The following is a 20,152-nucleotide window of genomic DNA, read 5'->3' as shown; positions in this document are numbered from 1 at the left end:
TTTTTATCCTTCCTTCTCCTCTTTCTTTTTGGACTTGCGGACAAACAAATCATAAAGCACTGGTACAAAGTAAAGGGTCAACAAGGTAGCATACAGCAGGCCGCCTACCACTGTCACGGCCATGGGTTGCATCATGGTGGCATTGGCACTGCTGTCCAGACAAGTTGTCAAGAGGGCGATGATGGTGGTCAAGGCCGTCATGAGAATGGGGCGGATACGGTGACGTCCAGCCGTCACCAGGGCCTCACGTTTATCCATTCCGTCGGCACGCAGACGGTTTACATAGTCCACAAACACAATGCCGTTGTTAACAACAATACCCGCCAGCATAATAATTCCCACAAACGCCACAATGCTGATGGGCATACCGGCTATGAGCAATGCTGCAATGCCGCCGGTGAATCCCAAGGGGATGGTGAACATGACGATGAAGGGGGACAGCAGGGATTGGAACTGAGCCACCATGATGAGATAAATAAACACCACAGCCAGAATCATCATGAGGAACAGGTCCTGGAAGGCCGATTGCATCATCTCATTTTGACCGGCTAAGTCTACCCTTACCCCTTGGGGGAAGGTGTGGCCATCCAGTTTCTCCTGCACCGCCTGGTTGATCTTGCCCACATTATACCCATCGGCCAAAGAGGCGCTGACCTCTACGGTGCGCTCCTGGTTATCGTGACGGATGGAGGAGGGCCCTTCGGCGTCTACGACGTCGGCTACATCGGATACAGCGACACTTTCCCCAGTGGGGGTCTCAATAGCGATATCCCCCAACTCATCGGCTGTCAACTGAGTGTTGCGATCATCCGCCACGTAGATGCCGTAGTCAATGCCGTTGTCAGCGACGGTAGTGGTAGACCGGGCGGTGGCCACATATTCACTGACGGCGCTATACACTTGAGCCACTGTCAGGCCATGGGCCATACTCTTTTCTTTGTCCACTACAATGCGTTTTTCCGGGGAGGTCTTGCCCAAGCCGTTGTCGATTTCCACTACGCCTTCCACTTCGCCCAGCAGATCGGCCACTTCTCTGGCGCTCTGACGCAGGGTATCCATATCGTCCGCATAGACGTCCACCGACAAACTTCCCCCGGTCATGGCGCTCATATCCATGGATTCACCCGATACTTCGATCTCCAAGGGAATGCCGGCCGTTTTGTCCCGGATATCCTGGGTAATCTGATTGGTCGTCCGATTCCGGTCCTCACTGAGCTGGACGTAGAGGGTAGCTCCGCCCCCGCCCATCATGGACAGGATACTGGTGCCGCCGCTTTGGCTGGTATACAGCACGCCCACTGTCTCCACCTCTGGGATATCGGCCAGGGTGTTGGACAAATCGTCCAGGTTCTGATGAATCTGGTCGTTATCCATGTCGTCTGGAATGCCGGCAGACACACTGATTTCACCGGTATCGGTTGCAGGGAACAATTCCGTGCCCATATTGAGGGCGGCTGCGATGGAACCACCGAATAATCCCAACACCAGCACAATGACGATCCATCGATGCCCCAGACTGAACCGCAGGCTCTTTTCATAGGCGCCCACCATTTTGTCAAACAATCCGTGCTTTTTCTCCACCTGTTTCCTGAGCATCACCGAAGAAGCCATGGGAACCAGCGTCAGCGCCACCGCCAGGCTGGCCAACAGTGAGAAAGCGATGGTCAAACCCATATCGGCAAAGATCTGCCGGGTAATGCCTTCGGTAAAGACGATGGGTAAAAAGACGGCGATGGTGGTGATGGTGGAGGCTGTGATGGCGCCGGCCACCTGTTTGGCGCCGTCGATGGCCGCCTCCTTGACGCCTTTGCCGTCGGCACGCATGCGGTAGATGTTCTCGATGACCACAATGGAGTTATCCACCAACATGCCCACGCCCAACGCGAGGCCGCTCATGGAGATGATATTGAGCGTGACGCCGCAGAAGTACATGAGCACAAAAGCGCCGATGACGCTGATGACAATGGAAAGTCCCACAATAAAGGTGGGCTTGATGCTCTTGAGGAACAACAACAGGATTAAAATGGCCAGAAGTCCGCCGATGATCAGATTTTGAAGAATGGTATCGATCATCATGTTGACGTAAATACCCTGATCCATCAGGGTGGTCATTTGCAGGCCCTCGTGTTCCTGCTGCAAAGACTCCATTTGATTCCGGATATTCTCAGCCACCTCGGCAGTGGAATACTCCGGCTGTTTTTGCATCATGAGTACAATGGCGTCCTCGCCGTTGACTTTGGTGAAAAGATCGGCAGAATTGTCGGTGGTGACGACGTCGGCCACATCTTCCAGCCGGATGGGATCCATCCCGTCGATGGACAGGTCCATGACCACCAGGTTTTTCAATTCGTCCAGGTCGGCGATTTTGTCCCCGGTTCGCACCAGATAGCTGACGCCGTCTTGTTCCACATTGCCGGTGGGCATGCTGAAATTCTGCCCCTGCAAAATGCCCTCCAGCATATCGGCTGTGACGTCCACCTGGGGAATGGAGTCGGACGTACCCTGTTCCGCAGAGGGCATGGAATCCCCTCCGGACGGCAAAGTCATCCCTCCTATCCCCTGCTGGGCCATGGCTTCTTCCATGATTTTCTTCTGGGCGGCCTCCACGGCCTCCCGGATGCTCTCATTGACCTCGTCCACCTTCTGGCTGTTGACGGTGACCTGCACCATATTTTCCAAAGCCCCTTCGGTGCTCACCGATGCCACGCCGCTGACGCTTTCCAGCTCCGGTACGATCTTCTCCTCAATGGTCTGGGAGGAATGAGAAATATCTTCCCCTTCCATGGAGGCCGATACCGCCATAACAGGCATCATGTCCGGGTTCATCTTCATAATAATAGGAGAACCCACTCCATCGGGCAGATACGAGGAAATCAGGTCCAAGCTCTCCCGCATCTCGATGAGGGCAGTGTCCATGTTGGCATCCTGGGAAAATTCCAGGATGACCATGGAGGAGTTCTCGCTGGACACCGAACTGACGTTTTTAACGTTGCCCACCGAGGCCATGGCCTGTTCCACCGGCTCGGTGACAGACATCTCCACCTCCTCCGGCGACGCCCCGGCATAGGTGGTGGTCACCAGGGCATATGGCATGTTCATACTGGGCAGCAGGTCAATGGTCATCTTGCTGTAGGACACAAATCCCAAAATCAGCACGATGACAATCCCAACCACCACAGTAAATGGCTTTTTGACACTAAATTTTGACAGCATACAGGCACCTCAATTCATCCAATGGATCCCGACCGACCGGTCGGTCGGAAATCTGTAGATTTGATTATAGAAAAATCTTTCCTTTCTGTCAATGCTTAATAGGGGACAATTGTCTCATTTTCCTTTTGGGATCCTGATGAAAGATAGATGAAAAATCCACTTGAGAAAATTGCAAGTTTTCCCTTGTCACGGGTTGTCGGATCGTGTACAATTTAGAATGGTAAGATTTTTGTAAAAAGAAAGTAAAAAGCAAACAAAGATGTTTGGGGGAAATGAAATGCAATTTGGTTTGGCTGACATTCTTCTGATGTTGGGCGGCCTGGGGCTTTTCCTTTACGGCATGCGCCTTATGGGCGATGGCCTTGAATTAGCCGCCGGTTCCAAGCTGAAAAAACTCCTGTCCGCACTGACCACTAATCGCCTTATGGGCGTGCTGGTGGGTTTTCTCGTCACTGCTGTTATCCAGAGTTCCTCGGCCACTACCGTCATGGTCATCGGCTTCGTCAACGCCGGCCTCATGACCTTGAGCCAAGCCGCCGGCGTCATCATGGGCGCCAATATCGGTACCACCGTCACTTCCCAGATCATTGCCTTCCGCATCGGCGGTTTCGCCTTTACTGACTTTGCCCCTCTGTTTATTTTTGTGGGCGTTATTTTCATCATGTTCAGCAAAAAGTCCACCTTGAGCCATATTGGCCAGGTGGTGGGCGGACTGGGCATCCTGTTCTTGGGCTTGACCACCATGAGCACCGCTATGGAACCCCTTCAGCAGGTGCCGGAATTTGTCAATCTCCTGACTTCCTTTAAAAACCCTCTTATCGGCATCCTGGTGGGCGCTTTGTTTACCGCCATTATCCAGAGTTCCTCGGCCTCGGTGGGGATTTTGCAGGCTTTGGCTATGCAGGGCCTTATCGGGTTGGACGGCGCGATCTTCGTGCTGTGCGGCCAGAATATCGGCACCTGCGTCACCGCTCTGATCTCTTCCATCGGCGCCAACAAGACAGCTCGCCGTGCCGCTATTTTGCATCTGCTCTTTAATGTCATCGGCACACTGCTGTTTATCCCCATCGTTCTCATCCCCGGCATCGGGTTTGTCAATATGGTGGAATCTTTAAGCCCCGGCAACGCGGCACAGCAGATCGCCAATGCCCACATTATCTTTAACATTGTCACCACCTTGGTGCTGTTGCCGGCATCTCCCCTGCTGGTCCGTATGGCTACCGCTTTGGTGCCCGGCAAGGACAAAAAGGAAATCGAGCCCATGCAGGTGCAGTACCTGGACCGCCGCATCCTCAAGACCCCTCCCATCGCCGTGGGGCAGGTCATCAAGGAGACCGAACGCATGGCAGTGCTCAGCCGCCAGAATTTCCACGATTCCCTGGAATACTTCAACCAGCCCTCCCCAGAGCTCAAGGAACGCATCATGGCCAATGAGCAGGTGCTGGATTATCTCAACAAAGAAATCACCGCCTACCTCATCCAGATCAGCGCTTTGGAATTAACCGCTTCGGACAGCGCTACAGTGGGCGCTTTGTTCCACACGGTCAACGACTTTGAACGCATCGGCGATCATGCGGAAAATATCGTGGATGCAGCCGATGAAATGTACAGCCGCAAAGTCAAGTTCTCCGACACCGCCGCCAAGGAAATCAAAGAGCTGACCTTGCGGGTGGAAGTCCTGTTGGACGAGGCGCTGCACATGTTCCGATCCCGGGTGTACGACGAATCTCTGGCTCAGACCATCACCCGTTCGGAAGAGGACATCGACCGCTGCAATGAAGCGTTCCGCAACAATCATATCAAGCGCCTGACCAAACGCAAGTGTACTCCTGAACAGGGCGCTGTCTTTTTGGATCTGCTGACCAATTTGGAACGGGTGGCCGATCATGCCACCAACATCGCCTTCTCCATCCACAACGGCGCAAAAATCCATCAGTGACGTTAGACGTTATTTTATTTCCTATGAAAAAGGCCGAAGGACGCATTTCACATGTCCTTCGGCCTTATCTTTTCTAATTTAACCCTTGTTCCCCCACCTGGGCGAACAGCCCTTCTACCTCCCGGCGGAGCCCTTCATATTGAGAAGCCTCTAGATTGGGATCGTCTTTGAGAATGGCGTGAGCGGCCTCCTGGGCCTCCCGCAACACCGCCATATCGGACGCCATGTCGGCAATCTTTAAGGCTGGAAGGCCGTGCTGACGCTGTCCAAAGAAGTCGCCGGGTCCTCGCAGCTTTAAATCCTCCTCGGCAATTTGAAATCCGTCGCTCAGATGGCTCATGATCCACATGCGGCGTTTGGCTTGTTCGTTCTGGGCATCGGAAATCAAAATGCAATGGGACTGTACATTTCCACGCCCCACTCGTCCCCGCAGCTGGTGCAGCTGGGAGAGGCCAAACCGTTCGGCGTTCTCCACCACCATAATCACAGCGTTGGGGACGTTGACTCCCACTTCGATAACAGTAGTGGATACCAGCAATTGTACCTTCCCGGATGAGAAATCGGCCATGACTTTATCCTTCTCCGAAGGCTTCATGCGCCCGTGCACCAATCCGATTTGGTAGTCCCGCAGCGGCCCCTGCTCCAGAGATCGGGCATACTGCTGGGCAGCTTTGAGATCCCCCTCCCCCTCCTCCACCAAAGGGCACACGATGTAGGCCTGGTATCCTTCGTCCAGATGCTTTTTGACAAATCCCAGCGCCCGCATCCGTTTTTTCGAATCAATGGCATAGGTGGCCACCGGTTTGCGGCCGGGGGGAAGCTCATCCAGAACCGAGATGTCCAGGTCCCCGTAGATCATCAAGGCCAACGTCCGGGGGATCGGGGTGGCCGACATGACGTAGACATGGGTATTTTGGCCCTTTGATGCAAGCGCTGCACGTTGTTCTACACCAAAGCGGTGCTGCTCATCGGTGATGACCAATCCCAGATTTTGAAACACCACCGATTCTTGCAGCAGGGCATGAGTCCCCACTGCCAATTGGATGGTTCCCTCCTTCAGTTGCTCCAGGATATCCCGCTTCTGGGCGGCGGTGGTGGAGCCTGTCAGCAAAGCCACTCGAACGCCGGCGGGTTCCAGCAATTCCCGCAGAGACTGATAATGTTGTTCGGCCAAGATCCCGGTAGGCGCCATCAGCGCACTCTGCCAACCATTGGCGGCCGCTGTGTGACACAACGCGGCTGCCACTGCCGTCTTACCCGATCCCACATCCCCTTGCAGCAGCCGGCTCATGGGGATGCCGGTTCGCATGTCCTCTACGGCCTCGGATACCGCCCGGCGTTGGGCATCGGTAGGTGCAAAGGGGAGCATGGAAAAGAACTCTTTGCTTTTATCCACATTCAATTTCGGCGCCTGTCCATTCCGCCCCCGACTGCGCAGCATGGCCATACCCAGCTGCAGAACCAGTAGCTCCTCAAACACCAATCTCCGACGTGCTACAGCCAACGTCTCATGTGATTTTGGAAAATGAACGTTTCTTATGGCATAGCGGAGGTGGCACAATGCGTACTCTTGACGCAAAGCCTCCGGCAAGGGGTCGGAAAGGCCATCCTCCCACACGTAGAACGCCTGACGTACCGCCGTCTCAATCATGCGGCTGGAGAGACCCTCGGTCTGTGGATAGACCGGGCGGATACTGGCCCCCATCTCAGCAGGCTGGATCTCAGGGGAGCTCATCTCCCTCGTCCTGCCCCGGACGGTGACTTTGCCGTAAAAAAGATAGTTATGTCCCGCCCGGATGCGGTCGGCGGCAAATCGGTTGTTAAAGATGGTGACCTTCATTTTAGCCGCCCCATCCACTGCCATGAATTGGTAGAGCGTCATGCCCTTGCGGATATAATGAGCTGCCGGAGCTGACATTGCTTCGGCTTGGATACAGCATACCGTATCAGATACCGCTTCGGCCAGAGGGGTCAGAACACTCCAGTCCTCATAGCTGCGGGGATAGTGATGAAGCAAATCCTCCACTGTCTCAATACCCAGCTTCGCGTATTTTGCCGCCCGCTGTTCTCCCACCCCCTTGAGTGTACGGATGGAACGGGTTTCCTTTTTCTCCATTCTGATTCCCCTCCTTTCCAGGACTCCGTTAAAAAAGGGGAAGCCCTCAAGCTGTATCGCCACAGCCTGGGAACCTCCCCCCTATCAAAGTGCTACCAGACGCTTATTCCACCGACAGAATAAAATAATAAATGGGTTGGCCGCCGTTTACCATGGTGACTTCTACGTTATCACCCGCCTTGGATGCAATGACACTGCGTGCTTCTTCGGCCTCTTCATCGGTGATGCCTTCCCCATAGATGATGGTGACAAAGCTGGAATCCTTCTTAATCATGGTCTTCGCAAGCTTTGTGACGGCTTTCACAGGTGTCTTTTCCGAGAAGGTCAATTTGCCGTTGTTGAGGGCGATGATCTCCCCTTCTTTGATCCGATGGCCGTCGTATTCCGAATCACGGGCGGCAAAAGTGACCTGGCCGGTGGATACATGTTCGGCTGCCCGCACCATATCCAGCAGATTCTCCTCTTGCGGACGGTCGGGATCAAAACTCAGCATAGCCGAAAGGCCCTGCGGAATGGTACGGGTAGGCACCACCACTACCTTCCGGTCGGCCAATTCCACCGACTGTTCGGCCGCCATAATGATGTTCTTATTGTTGGGCAGGACGTACACCGTCTTAGCCGGCACCGCCTGGACCGCTTCCAAGATATCTTCTGTGGAAGGATTCATGGTCTGGCCGCCGCTGACAATCTGATCGCATCCCAAATCGCGGAAAAGCCCGTTGATTCCTTCCCCTGCCGATACCGCTACAAATCCCACGTCATTCTCCGGCTCTGCACGCTCCAGCCTTTGTTTTTCAGGTTTTGCTGCCGCAGCTTCTTCCTCGGCACGGCGCTTTTGTTCCCGCATATTCTCAATTTTCACCGTGAGCAGCTGGCCGTATTTCAGGCCCTCCTGTAACGCATTGCCCGGTCCATCGGTGTGGACGTGTACCTTAATGATCTCATCGTCGTCCACCACAACCACACAGTCGCCGATGGATTCCAAATAAGCCCTCAGATTCTTAGCGTCTTCTTCTGCCTTTTGATCCCCGCGGCCCACGATGAATTCCGTGCAGTAAGTGAAGGTGATCTCGCCTTCCCATTCAGCTACAGCACGTTTGACCGATACTTCCGGCTGCTGCTCTTCCACGTTCTCCGATGGGATGACGATCCCCTTTTGGAACACCGACAGCATGCCCTCTAAAATCAAGGTCAGTCCCTTGCCGCCGGCATCCACCACGCCCGCCTTCTTTAACACAGGGAGAAGCTCCGGAGTGGCTGCCAGCGCCCGATGGGCGCCCTCGCACATAGCTTCCCACACCTCTACCGCCGATGCCCCCTTGACGGCGGCGCTCTTTCCTTCTTCCGCCGCCACTCGGGCCACCGTCAGGATGGTGCCTTCCGTGGGCTTCATGACGGCTCCATAAGCCGCCTCCACCCCAATGGCCAAGGCATCGGCCAGCTGCTGTCCGCCCGCCTCTGTGACATCCTTAAGTCCCTTGGCAAAGCCGCGGAATAAAAGAGACAAAATAACGCCGGAATTTCCTCGGGCGCCGCGCAGCAATGCCGATGCTGCTATACTGGCGCACTGGCCGATACCGCCGTCCTCAAATCGGGATACCTCCCGGGCCGCCGAAGCGATGGTCATAGACATATTGGTACCTGTATCCCCATCGGGAACAGGGAAAATATTCAGTTCATCCACCTTCTGCTTTTCATTGCCAATCAAGTTGGACGCCGAGATGTACGCGTCCCGCAACTGTGCACCTGTAATCACTTAGAGAACTCCCTCCTCATATCGCAGGCCTCGTCCGAAAACAAGGCCGTCCTTCACCGATGCTCATCGGTACCTTAATTCCTTCAATCAAGCCCTGAGGCATCCTGAGACGCTTTGACCAATTTATCCACATACACATGGACCTTCTTCACCGGCAGACCTGCGGCTCGTTCCACCTCATAGCCTACCTTTTCCACAATGCTCTGACTGATGGCTGCGATATTGACCCCATAGGTCACGGCAATATGCACATCCACAAACAGGCCCTCATGATCCGACCACACGCGGATTCCTTTATCCGGCACGCTGCCGCCCACAAAGGTCTTAAGCTCCTGCGCCGGACTTCTGGCCTCTAAATCGGCCACGCCATAGCAGGAGGATACCACATGGGCCACCAGCTTGGTAAAATACCTTTGAGAGATGGAAATCGTCCCCCACGCATTTTCCAGCTTGATCATGAAATGCCTCCTCTATTAACTATTACAGCAATGGTTCAAACATGCCTTATCCCGGCAAAATAGACGGAGTCGGCTATCCGATGCGGGATTGGAGGTTACAATTCATTTCAATCCCCTCCGCTTCACGGAATAGGGCAAATGGTTTTACTCTTTTATTTTAACAAATTGACTAGAGAAAAAGCAAGTCATTTTCCTTACTTCTATACAAGTTTGCCCAATTTTTAGGAAAAATCCCGATCCTCAATTGCCTCCCAGAGTCCAGGACTCAATTCCACGGAAGGGATCGGCGTAAGAGGAGTTCTCCACGCCGCCGATGTTGCGGGAATAGGCCATCATCCCCTTGCGGTAACACAGCGGGAGAAACGGCGGATTTTCCTCAAATCCATCCACATATTGCTGCATGGTAATGCCGCCGGAACGCAGGGTGTCAAACTGTTCCTTTGCTTGGGCATCCCCCTCCACCAAAGCGGATAAATCCATGTTGGGGGAGAGTTTCATCTCACCGATGTAAAGGTCGTATTTGCCGCGTTCAATGGCTGTCTGGTACTGGTCAAAGGGCAAGGAGTTGACCGACGCGCTCATGCCCAGATCATTCAAGGACTGGGCCATCAATTGGGCAATCTGTACACGGGCGGTGTTTTCCTCATTGACCAGGATCTCCACCGTCAACGTCTTGCCGTCCTTCGTTAATGGGGAAGTTGCCTCCTCCCTCTGATACCCTTCTGCATTGAGCAGCTCCTGTGCGGTTTTGGTGTCGGCGGTACTACTCCAGCCCTCCACCTCCTGGATGCCCGTCCATCCCGGCATAAAGGGTGTCGTAGCTGCTGCGGCATAGCTGGAATAGGCTTGCAGCGCCATCTGTTCCCTATCGACGGCCAGGGAGATAGCGCGTTTTATGGCAGACGTCTCGGTGGAATCCAGCTTGGGCGAAATAGCGGCATACACCAGATTGGGGAGCTGGAGCTGCTGGGTTGCGGCCGCAAAACGCCCTGGAGTGGAGCCGTCTGAAAGATCGGTGACGTAAAAGCTCAGCATATTAATCTCCAACGCGTGTTGGATGGCCTCCTGATCGGCCATATGGACGAGTTCAATAGTGCTCAGCGACATCTCCCCGCCGTAGTAGTTGGGATTGGCCGTCAGCTTTGCCGATGCGCTGTCCTTTTCATACACATATCTGCCGCTTCCCACCGGGGATTCCTCTGTCCCCTGCTTGATGATGGGAAAATCCAGCGTGCTGACAAAGTACGGATCGGCGCTCTTCAGATGAATTGCCACATTGCCGTCTTGTGCTTGTACCGAGTCCACGTTTTGAAACCGCCCGCTGTAGGTAGTACTTTCCATGGCCAGCTGCATCGAAGCCACCACATCTTCGGCCGTTACCGTCGATCCATCGGAAAACAGGGCCTCCCGCAGGGTGACGATGCACTGTGTACCGTCCAATTGAATATCCGACGCCAGATCATAGCTGGGATTCAAAGAGGCATCCAGCCGGACCAGAGAGGAATAAAGCAAGGTGGACAAATCCAGATTGAGCCGGTTTTGGGCGGTGTAGGGATTGAGAGAATCGCCGCTGTCATAACTGATCTTGAGCACCGACTGCTTGATCACACCCTCCTGTTCTTCCGGCTGAGACGAGACGGACGATACTTGGCTGCTCTCTGCGCTGCTGGATGCTCCGTCCTCCAGCATGCTGCATCCGCTGAAGCTGAGGCATACCGCCAGCACAATAGCTGTCTTTGTGATCCAACGATTCATTGGGTCATTCCTTTCTATACCAAAAGCAAAAGAGTCGGTTTTCCTTCTGAAACAAAACAGACGTCGAGCCCTGAGAACTCGCCGCCGCATAAATTTATTATAGCCCATCCCCTTCCCAGATTCAACCGGGTTTCCTGAATTTCTCCCTCAAAGCCTCCAGAAAAGACGCCCTGCCGCATCTCCGGAATGCGGCAGGGCGCTGTAAAAGGCCTCCTTAAAATTTCTATTCTACCTCAGTAAAATAAGCAATGCCTCCTTACCGGATGACAAAGTTGAGCGGGAGGGTATCCTCCAAGAGGCCTCCTTCCCATTTTCCGAGCACCGTTACCTGACGGTTTCCGGCTGTGCCAATGCAGAACTTGATCTTCCAAGTGCGGACGTCCCCGCGATCCTCTTTGCTTAGGACCGTGCATCCAAAGCCTTTGCCCCGTTCATTTTGAAGGCTTATCTTTTCCACACTGGTGGTGGTTTCCACAGTGACAATGATGTCTTCATTGACCCCTGCATTGTATTTGTCAGCCGATACCTCTAGCAGCTTGGGTTCTACCTCCGGCGGCGCGATGCTTACATCAATTGTAGCGGTGGCTACTGGATCGCTCCATCCGTCGGCGGTGTGCACCACAACGCTGATCTGACGGTTGTCGCCGGCCGTACCCACGCTGGTAGTGACGGTCCAGATCCGGCGTCCAGGCTCCACTCGGACAGCCATCTTCTGGATCCCCAGATATTTTCCTCTCTCGTTCTTCAGGCCCACGCGATCCACATCGTCGGGAGTCACGATGGTCATGATGATGCTCTCATTGGTGAGATAGGAATCTTTATCGGTCTCTACCGTGATCTCGAATTCTTCCTTTGCTTCGATTTGGGCTTCGGCGGTATTGAAGCCTTCCATCTTGAAGATGGGCGCTTCCCCTTGGAGTTTATCTTTGTCGAACTCCACGGAGATCTCCTTGGTTTGGCCGGGCATCAGGGCAAAATAGTTGTCGGAATAGTAGGTGGGGAGCACCAATTCCGTCCCGTCGGGCTGCATGGTCTTGACGCGGGTCATGACGGCGGGAATCTCGGTGTTGTTGCTCACCTGAATGGTGTAACGGTAAACATCGCCCTCGGTATCGACCGACAGGACCTGTCCATCCAGCTGGGCCTGTTCCAAGGTACTCATGGCCTGGTAGTCCCGGTAGGATTCGGTGTTCTCCCAATAGAAATTGCTGGCCAGGATGCTGCCGTCGGCATCCACGATCTCACACTGCATGAACTTAATGGGTGTGACGTCCTCTCCTGTGGGCCATTCCACGGCAAACATAGGCTTCACTTCGTCTACCGCTATGGTTTCAGCCGTCTCCTCCTGGGTGCTGAGCAGGTTGCCGTTCATGTCGTAAATGCGTATGCGGGCGGTCAGATCGGTGTATTCCTTCCCGGTGTCGTTGGTGATGGAGATGGTGTTGGGATTGGGATTGTACATGGGGCCGACCGTCTCGTTTTGTGCCGATTCCTGAGTCGGGTTCCAGATGATGTTGAGAGGTTGGCTGGCTGTCTTTAACGCGTAGTATCCGGCATTGGTGTCGTAGTAATAGTCGTAGATCTGCCATACTGTCGACGGCCAGGCCGACTGGCTCATCCACATCAGGAGGCCGCTGGAATTGTCCTCGGCAAAGGATTCAAACATGGCTTTATGGCCTTCGTAGTTGACCATCTGAGCGATGCGGGAGAAATCCTTTAAGTTATCGATATTTTCCTCGGCTTCGTAGGCGTACATAAAGCTCTTAAACTGGCGGGCGTTCTGGGCGCCGCTGTTGGCAAAGTCGTGGATGCCCCACACATCGTCCATGGGCCATTGATGATCCTCGCCCAACATCTTGGAGATGCTTTCATAGGCCGGGAAATTGGGCATGCCGCGCTCGGTGTGCAGCTGAGGATTGGCGCCGGCATTGCTGCTGGAGAAATAGTTGCGCGGAGTCTGGACGGTATAGGGACCCTCGCCGTTGATGCCGAAGTCCTCTTTGTTGGAGGCCTTGACGTAATAACGGCTGCCGTCCAAGGAGCCCACCTCTTCCACGCCGTCGTTGCCGATGTTGGCTTTGCCGGCGACGGTGCTGGTCAGGAATTCCTGGATATCGGCAGGCGGGATGCCTTCATTGCGGGCGCAGTAGATGGCTTCGCTGGGATGCTTCCGATTTCTCTTGATCTTATCGGTGGCGTTGTCAAAGAACATCTCGCGATCCACAGGATCGGGGCCGTCGGAGGGGTTGGCAAGCCAGAAATCGTCCCAGATCAGGATGCCGTATTTGTCGCAGGCATCGTAGAATTCCTCTTTCCAGGTCTGACCCACCCAGTTGCGGATCATGGTAAAATTGGCCTCGGCGTGGAGGCGGACCTTGGTGTCGTAATCTTCCGCATCGGCCGCCAGGTTGGAATCGTCCATGCCCCAGTTGCCGCCCTTGAGGAAGATGCGCACGCCGTTGCAGTACAGGTTCAGGGCCGAGCTGTTGGAGGAGCCCCATCCGCTTCCCTGCTCGCCTGTGCGCGTGAATTCCAGCTGACGGATGCCAAACTGGAAGGTCTGGGTATCTTCAATAGTGGGCCACCAGGACGATCCGGTTGCCGACTGGATTTCACAGGTGTAAAGCGGCTGATCGCCGTAGGTATTGGGCCACCAGACCTGTGGCTCATCCACATCCACCTGGATGGCGACTTCCTTGGTCTCCCCGGCCGCCAAGGTGATATTGCCCTGGGAGAAGTCGATGTTGCCGGGCTGGATGGTTCCTTGGACGGTGGCTGTCTTTTCGGAGTCGGTGGGATTGGTGACTTCGGTCCGTACCGTCAGGTGGGCCTTGGACAAGTCTACATTGCCCTCGTCGTCTTTGTCGAACACCGTTTCAATCCACGGATCGGTCAGGTGGATGTCCCCTTCCCGATAGCTGAGGAAGACATCATCGTAAAGGCCGATGTTGCGGCCGCGGATGGTGGGTACCCAGTCCCATCCCACCGATGCGTGGATGGAGGGGTTGTCGGCTCCCAGCATACCGCCGTTGGTGTTGGTGGTATCGGCATCCTGACAGGTGGTCAGTCCAGGATGCTCCGGTGCGATGATGCGCACGGCCAAGTAGTTCTTTTCCCCGTAGTTGACAAGATCGGTTACGTCAAATTGTCCGCGGGTATAGGCGCCGTTGATTTCGCCCAGTTCCTGGCCGTTGAAGTACACAACCGCCTTCCAGCTGACGGCATCGAAGTTTAACAGGACCTTTTGTCCCTGTTTTTCCTTTGGCACTACAAAATTGTTGCGGTACCAGAAGTTGGACCGGAAATAGGAGTCGGATACCGCCAACTGATTGTCGCTGACATTGGTGTCCGGAACGGCTCCCGCTTCCAGATAAGAGGTCAAAACCGTGCCGGGTACTACGGCCGGCAGCCATGTGGAATCGTCATAGGAAGCCGACGCCACTTCTTCTCCGTTGACGTCCCCAATGGCACTTTCCCGCTCCACTTTCCAGTTGCCTCCGGTGAGGGGCTGGGTTCCGTCCTCGCTCTCGCCCGGCATGGGATCGATGGTATAGGAGAGATCGTTGGTCCCGATGACCTCCATCTCCTGGAGGCTATACTTGTCCCCCGCGCTTTCTTCCATCAGCACGCGAACATAACGAGCCGTCTTGGTGGGAATCTTGTTGGAAACGGCGCCGCCCTTCTGATTCTTGACGTTTGCAACGGTTTTCCAATTCTCCGCGTCGTCGGACACCTGAATCTGATACTTGGTGGCGTAATTTTCCTCGCTCCAGGTGAGACGCAGCTCATCAAAGGTGCTCTCGGCCCCTAAGTCCACGTACACCCACTGTTCCCCGGCGCCTTCGCTTGTCCAGCGGCTGACAAAGGGGGAGTATTTGAGGTTGACATAATCTCCGTATTTCGACGATTCAAAGAAGTCTACCTCCGCCACGTTGAGATAACCGCTTCCAGTGGCCGATCCGGTGATCCTCAACCGGTAATAGGAATAAACTGTCTGGTTGTCAATGGGGAAGTCCAGTGTGGCCCAACTGCCGTTGGACCGGTATGTATCAAAGGTATTGCCCTCTACGGTATCCAGCACGTCCCAATTTTCCCCGTCCTGAGACCCTTCAAACGTCCAGTTGCCGGGGGCATTGCTGCCGGCGCGGGCCGAGATATCATACCGCGTGACTGCGGTGGGCTTACTCGGCGTAAACTGCAAAATCAGGGGATTCTCTTCCGAAGCGCTTCCGCTGCCTCCGGAATAGATCATGTCGTCAAACATGCCGCTGGTGGATCCCGATGGGGAAGTCAGCGTAGGCGCCGACCAGGTGATGTCCTCACCTACGATACCGTCGGTAATAAGCTGGGCGGTTTCATTAAAGTCCACAGCGCTGGATTGATAGGCCATGCGATGGTAAGCAAGGTTTCGCTCTTCTCCCGACGACAGTGTAGCTGTGGAGACGGGGGAGGTGGAAATCATCATGCCGGCTACCATTGTCAAGGCAAGGCCTATGCTTAAGATTCTTCGGCTCTTTTTCATGATGTTTTCTCCTTTTCTGGTTCTTGCTTTCTAAAACGCTTCCCTAACTTGAATACGATCCCCCTTCCTGCATTAAAATAACGCCTTTTAAAAAGGCGCCTCCTCCCTCTTCTATTCTCTCGATTTTTACTATATTCTTTTTGTACCTATATGTCAACTAGTTATTTTAATTATTTTATAAAATAATTAGCTAAAACATTCATTTATATTATAAATTATAATAATAAAATACATTTTATTTTCTATTATCCCTCCAATTGACAAAAGAGACCGGCGTCACCTTTCCGATGACGCCGATCTCTTTTTTTCGTTTAGTACAATCTTTTTCTCTTACGGAGTAATGACAATAGAACTCTCCACTGTATAAGGCGACCATTGTCCAGCGTAGTCCGCGCCATAGAAGCTGAAAATACGCATGCCGGCAGTTCCTACGGACATTTCGATGGTCCAAGTCCGGACATCGTCTTGATCCTCATATCCCAGCACGGTAAAGCCCATAGCACGTCCATTTTCATTGCGGACCGAGAGCTTGGATACCCCTGTGGAAGTGCGTACCGTCACTTGAACAGGCTCATTGACTTTGACCTGTTCGGAGGCAAAGACAGCTTCCAGCATCTGAGCTGGGGCCAGCCCCTCGGTAGTTACATCAAAGGTTACCTTCACATCGGTAGTCTCCCACTGGCCGTTTCGATGGATTTTCAAAGTAAGGGTACGTCCTTGGCCAGCGGTGCCCAGGGATGCCTGAATGGTCCAATTCTTCCGATCATCCTGGCCCACTGTCGATTTAATCTTGGTCAGTCCAATGGTTTTTCCATTCTCATTGACCAGACTGATCCCGTCTACATCCGACGGGGTGTTGGCGCTGAATGTGATGGTTTCATTGATCTGATAGGAATCCTTATCGGTGGTCATGGTGATATCGCTATAAGCGCTCTCCGCCTCATAGAGGTGGAATTCATAGATGCGGGCTGAAATGGAATCTGCGCCGTCGCCTGTGGGTTTTGTAATATGCAGGCGGAAATAACGTCCTTTGACCGGTTCATCCAGTTGGCGGTTTGTGATGTTTTCCGTATTATCAGTGACTGTATCCACATCGGTCCAACCGGTTTCACCGTCTGGGCTGACCTGCAAAGAGAAGTCCTGCGTGATAAAGCTTTGCTTTTCACTGCCAGCATGACATACATACCAGCTGCCTACGTTATATTCTTTTCCCAAGTCCACTTTGAGCCAATAGGTACCGTTATCGCTTTGAGTGGAACGGCAGGACCATTTTGTCTTCTTGTCGCCGTCCACTGCCTGGGCGCCGCTCTCGGTATCCTTGACCTGATCGTTGACCTGTGTCTCTTTGCCCATGGTCAACGATCCTGCGGGGACAGGCTCCTCAGGGCTATAAAGCTGGAATTCATTGATACGGGCCGATACAGAAGAAGGATTCGATCCAACAGGTTTGGTGATGTACAGGCGCACAAACCGTGCACTGACCGGATTCTTGATGGTTCGATCGATGGTGGCAGCCGTATTTCCTTTGACGCTGTCCACTGTCAGCCATTCATTGCCGGTCTTGATTTGAAGTTCACAGTCGCTGGTGTTGTTGCCGATGGTCTCGCCGTTGATGCTGGCATTGACTACCACCCAACGGTCGATGGCATAATTGGCTCCTAAATCCACTTCCAGCCAGTAGTTGCCGTCTTCATCGGTGGTTTTGCTGGACCATTTGGATTTATTGTCGCCGTCCACGGCGTATTCCGGGCCTTCCGCAGGCTTGACGGAACCGGTCGCGGTTGCAGGTTTATTGAGAGCCAGATTCCCCTTGCCGTATTGGGTAGGCGGGATCTTGATATCGACACTTACTGCTTCAGAGACATTGGAGAAGTTGAAACTAAAGTCTTCGGCCTGTACCTTATAGTAATAGGTTCCCTCGTCAGCGGGGGTATCGGTATAGGTCGTGCTGCGGGTATCGGCGATCTTTGTAGATTCATCGGCTACAAAATCGGCAGTGGTACCGCGGTAAATGTGATAACGATAAACGCCGTCATTATCAGTGGAGGCATCCCAGCTGAGGATAGCCAGACCCTGTTCACCGGCCGCTTCATTGACCGTCAGGTTCTGGATATCGGTGGGAGGTTCGGTCTCCATTTCGCCCCGGCCCCAGGAACTGGGTTCCGAACCCATGACAAATTTAAGTTCGCCGCCGTTTTTGATATCATCGTAGGTGATATGGGCCACATCCAGAGGTTCCCCATTGAGGGTGGCCGACTGGACATAGATGTTTTTCTCCGAAACGTTTTCACCCAGGATCTTGAAATCCTTGCCATTTTCCAGATGATAGGTCACTTCTTCCAGATGGGTGCCATGGAGATAATAGTCATTGGTGCCCGAATAGGGGAAGAAACCGGACATGAGGAACATATACATAGCGCTCATAGCGCCGTTGTCTTCATCGCCGGGATAGTCGCGCTGGGGGAATTTCTTGAGCAACTGATTGGTCCAGTAGGATGCGAGATCCGGGCGCTGGACGGCATCGTTGCAGAACAGCCACAAGGTGTGGAAGGACGGCTCATTGCTGAAATCGATGAGGTTATTGTTGAGAGCATGCTCCAGGCGGGTAACAAACTCGCCTCTTCCGCCCATTTTTTCCACAATGGTTTCGGCGTCGTAGACGTTGTAATAAGCCATCTGCCAGCAGGTAGCCTCATAGAAATCGCTGTCATAACCGCTCTTGGGGTCGGTATTCTTAAAGGTACCGTCCTCGTTCCTGGCGCGGGGGAATCCGGTAAAGCCATCGCTTTCCGCGGTATCATCCCACACGTTGAGCCAATTCTTGGAACGGGCTAAATATTTTTCATAATCTTCCGTCTTGCCCAGCCCCTTGGCCATCTGGGCGATGCCCCAGTCATTGTAGGCAAAGTTCTGGGTGGCCGAAGCCGGTTTCAGACGATATCCATATCGGTTGTCTGTGCCAAACTGATAACCGTACTTGAGGTAATTCTCCGTGCGCCAATTCTCTGCACTTACCAGCACCGCCTCATAAGCCTTTTCCCAATCCACGCCGGGAATCTGTTTTAGATAAGCATCGGTGATGACATTGTCGGTATCGTTTCCTTGTCCGCAGTAATAGGGCTTGCCCTGGATAAAGGCGTCAGCCAGCTCACCATCGTTGAGGGCGCGGTCGATGAAGGAATTGACTACCTGTCCTACCATGCTGGGACGGATGATGTTGAGCATGGGGAACGCTGTCTTCCAGTTATCCCACATGGTGTAGAAATCATCCCAATAACCGTGGTCGGATACACGGTCGCGAGGCTGCACATTGAGATGGTACAGAGCTGTATAGAATTTTTCCTTCTGAGCATCGGGGGTGTTCTCCCCCAACTCGATGCTGTGCAGAATGTCATTCCATTCGTCTGCACCTTCCTGCACGACGGCGTCAAAGTCAAAGCCAGGGACTTCTTCCTCTTGATAGGCTTGAGCTTTTTCCACACTGTCAAAGGAAATGGAGATCTTCGCATAAATTTCTTCGTCGGCCTCTGTGTCAAACTGGACATAAGCGCCTAAACGATTCTTGTTGCCCGAATCCACAGATTTTTCCAGGAGGTCTTCCTTCAGCCCATCCTGATCCCATACGCACATTTTCGTGGGTTGTTCGCTGAATTCAATGGTAAAATACAGTTCATAGGGGGCCGGATTCCAATTCTTTTTATAAGTTCCGCCGCCAGTAATGATATTGGTTTCAGGATCGATGGTGATGGAGCCTTCGTCCAACGCCACCTCGTTGCCGATCTTCCGGCTGATGTCCAGCACAATGCCGGACTGGTCGCTTTCCGGATAGGTAAAGCGGTAAAGCGCCGTATGCTCTTCCGGCGTGACCTCGGCTTTGATGCCGTATTTGGTCAGGTCCACTGTGTAATAATTGGGATTTGCATCCTCATTGGCCTTGCCGGATGCACGGTTGCTTTCATTGAAAATGGGATCCCCCACCTGAGGGGACAGCATAAAATTACCATAGGTTTTGGTTCCGCCGGTGCCCTGGACATATAGCTGGCCAAAACCAACGATATCCTGATTGGCACGGTAACCACCATTTTCACAGTTTTTCGTTTCCGGGCTCGGATGGATGGAACCATTGGGGCGGGTAGGTCCTGCGATACAGGCGCCGTTGTTTTCCGCACCAATCAAAGTGTCCACATAGGAAACTGGATTTTCGTCCCCATTTCCTTGGTCTTGAGCGAAAACAACCGGCGATGTCACAGCCATACTGCACAACAGTGCTCCACTGCACAAAAAAGCCAGTGCTCGCTTCATTTGACTTCTCACTTCATTTCACTCCTTCACTAAAAAAATTTTTATTTTTGCCTTATTATTATAACATACTCACTACCATCTGTCTATGTCA

The 20,152-nt window shown here is 53.4% G+C and carries 8 protein-coding genes; 1 reads left to right on the top strand and 7 read right to left on the bottom strand.

What is annotated here, in order from left to right; all coding sequences use genetic code 11:
* Positions 1-3: 3 nt before the first annotated feature.
* Positions 4-3,213, bottom strand: coding sequence for an efflux RND transporter permease subunit (locus tag C12CBH8_RS01905; protein WP_215533413.1), 3,210 nt, complete (start codon positions 3,211-3,213; stop codon positions 4-6).
* Between the two features lie 277 nt (positions 3,214-3,490).
* Between C12CBH8_RS01905 and C12CBH8_RS01900 the strand changes: the two genes are divergently transcribed.
* Positions 3,491-5,152: a Na/Pi cotransporter family protein gene (locus tag C12CBH8_RS01900; protein ID WP_099323123.1), complete on the top strand. Its 1,662-nt coding sequence runs from the start codon at positions 3,491-3,493 to the stop codon at positions 5,150-5,152.
* A 73-nt stretch (positions 5,153-5,225) separates the two neighbouring features.
* Here the strand turns inward: C12CBH8_RS01900 and recG are convergent, their stop codons facing one another.
* The 6 genes from recG to C12CBH8_RS01870 all read right to left on the bottom strand — a co-directional run bounded on the left by recG (position 5,226) and on the right by C12CBH8_RS01870 (position 20,073).
* Complete coding sequence (recG, locus tag C12CBH8_RS01895; RefSeq protein WP_215533412.1) at positions 5,226-7,268, bottom strand: ATP-dependent DNA helicase RecG; 2,043 nt, start codon at positions 7,266-7,268, stop codon at positions 5,226-5,228.
* A gap of 103 nt (positions 7,269-7,371) precedes the next feature.
* Positions 7,372-9,024: a DAK2 domain-containing protein gene (locus tag C12CBH8_RS01890; protein WP_215533411.1), complete on the bottom strand. Its 1,653-nt coding sequence runs from the start codon at positions 9,022-9,024 to the stop codon at positions 7,372-7,374.
* Between the two features lie 83 nt (positions 9,025-9,107).
* Positions 9,108-9,482 carry an Asp23/Gls24 family envelope stress response protein gene (locus C12CBH8_RS01885; RefSeq protein ID WP_215533410.1) on the bottom strand — a complete coding sequence of 125 codons (375 nt, stop codon included), beginning with the start codon at positions 9,480-9,482 and terminating at the stop codon, positions 9,108-9,110.
* A 240-nt stretch (positions 9,483-9,722) separates the two neighbouring features.
* Positions 9,723-11,237: an ABC transporter substrate-binding protein gene (locus C12CBH8_RS01880; RefSeq protein ID WP_171846327.1), complete on the bottom strand. Its 1,515-nt coding sequence runs from the start codon at positions 11,235-11,237 to the stop codon at positions 9,723-9,725.
* Between the two features lie 256 nt (positions 11,238-11,493).
* Positions 11,494-15,759, bottom strand: a complete 4,266-nt coding sequence (locus tag C12CBH8_RS01875) for a glycosyl hydrolase 2 galactose-binding domain-containing protein (protein ID WP_215533409.1) — start codon at positions 15,757-15,759, stop codon at positions 11,494-11,496.
* Between the two features lie 330 nt (positions 15,760-16,089).
* On the bottom strand, positions 16,090-20,073 hold the full coding sequence (locus C12CBH8_RS01870) for a GH92 family glycosyl hydrolase (RefSeq protein WP_215533408.1): 3,984 nt from the start codon (positions 20,071-20,073) through the stop codon (positions 16,090-16,092).
* Positions 20,074-20,152 lie beyond the last annotated feature (79 nt).

The organism is Solibaculum mannosilyticum, assembly GCF_015140235.1.
GTDB lineage: Bacteria > Bacillota > Clostridia > Oscillospirales > Acutalibacteraceae > Solibaculum > Solibaculum mannosilyticum.
This window is presented reverse-complemented; position numbering and strand designations above follow the sequence as displayed.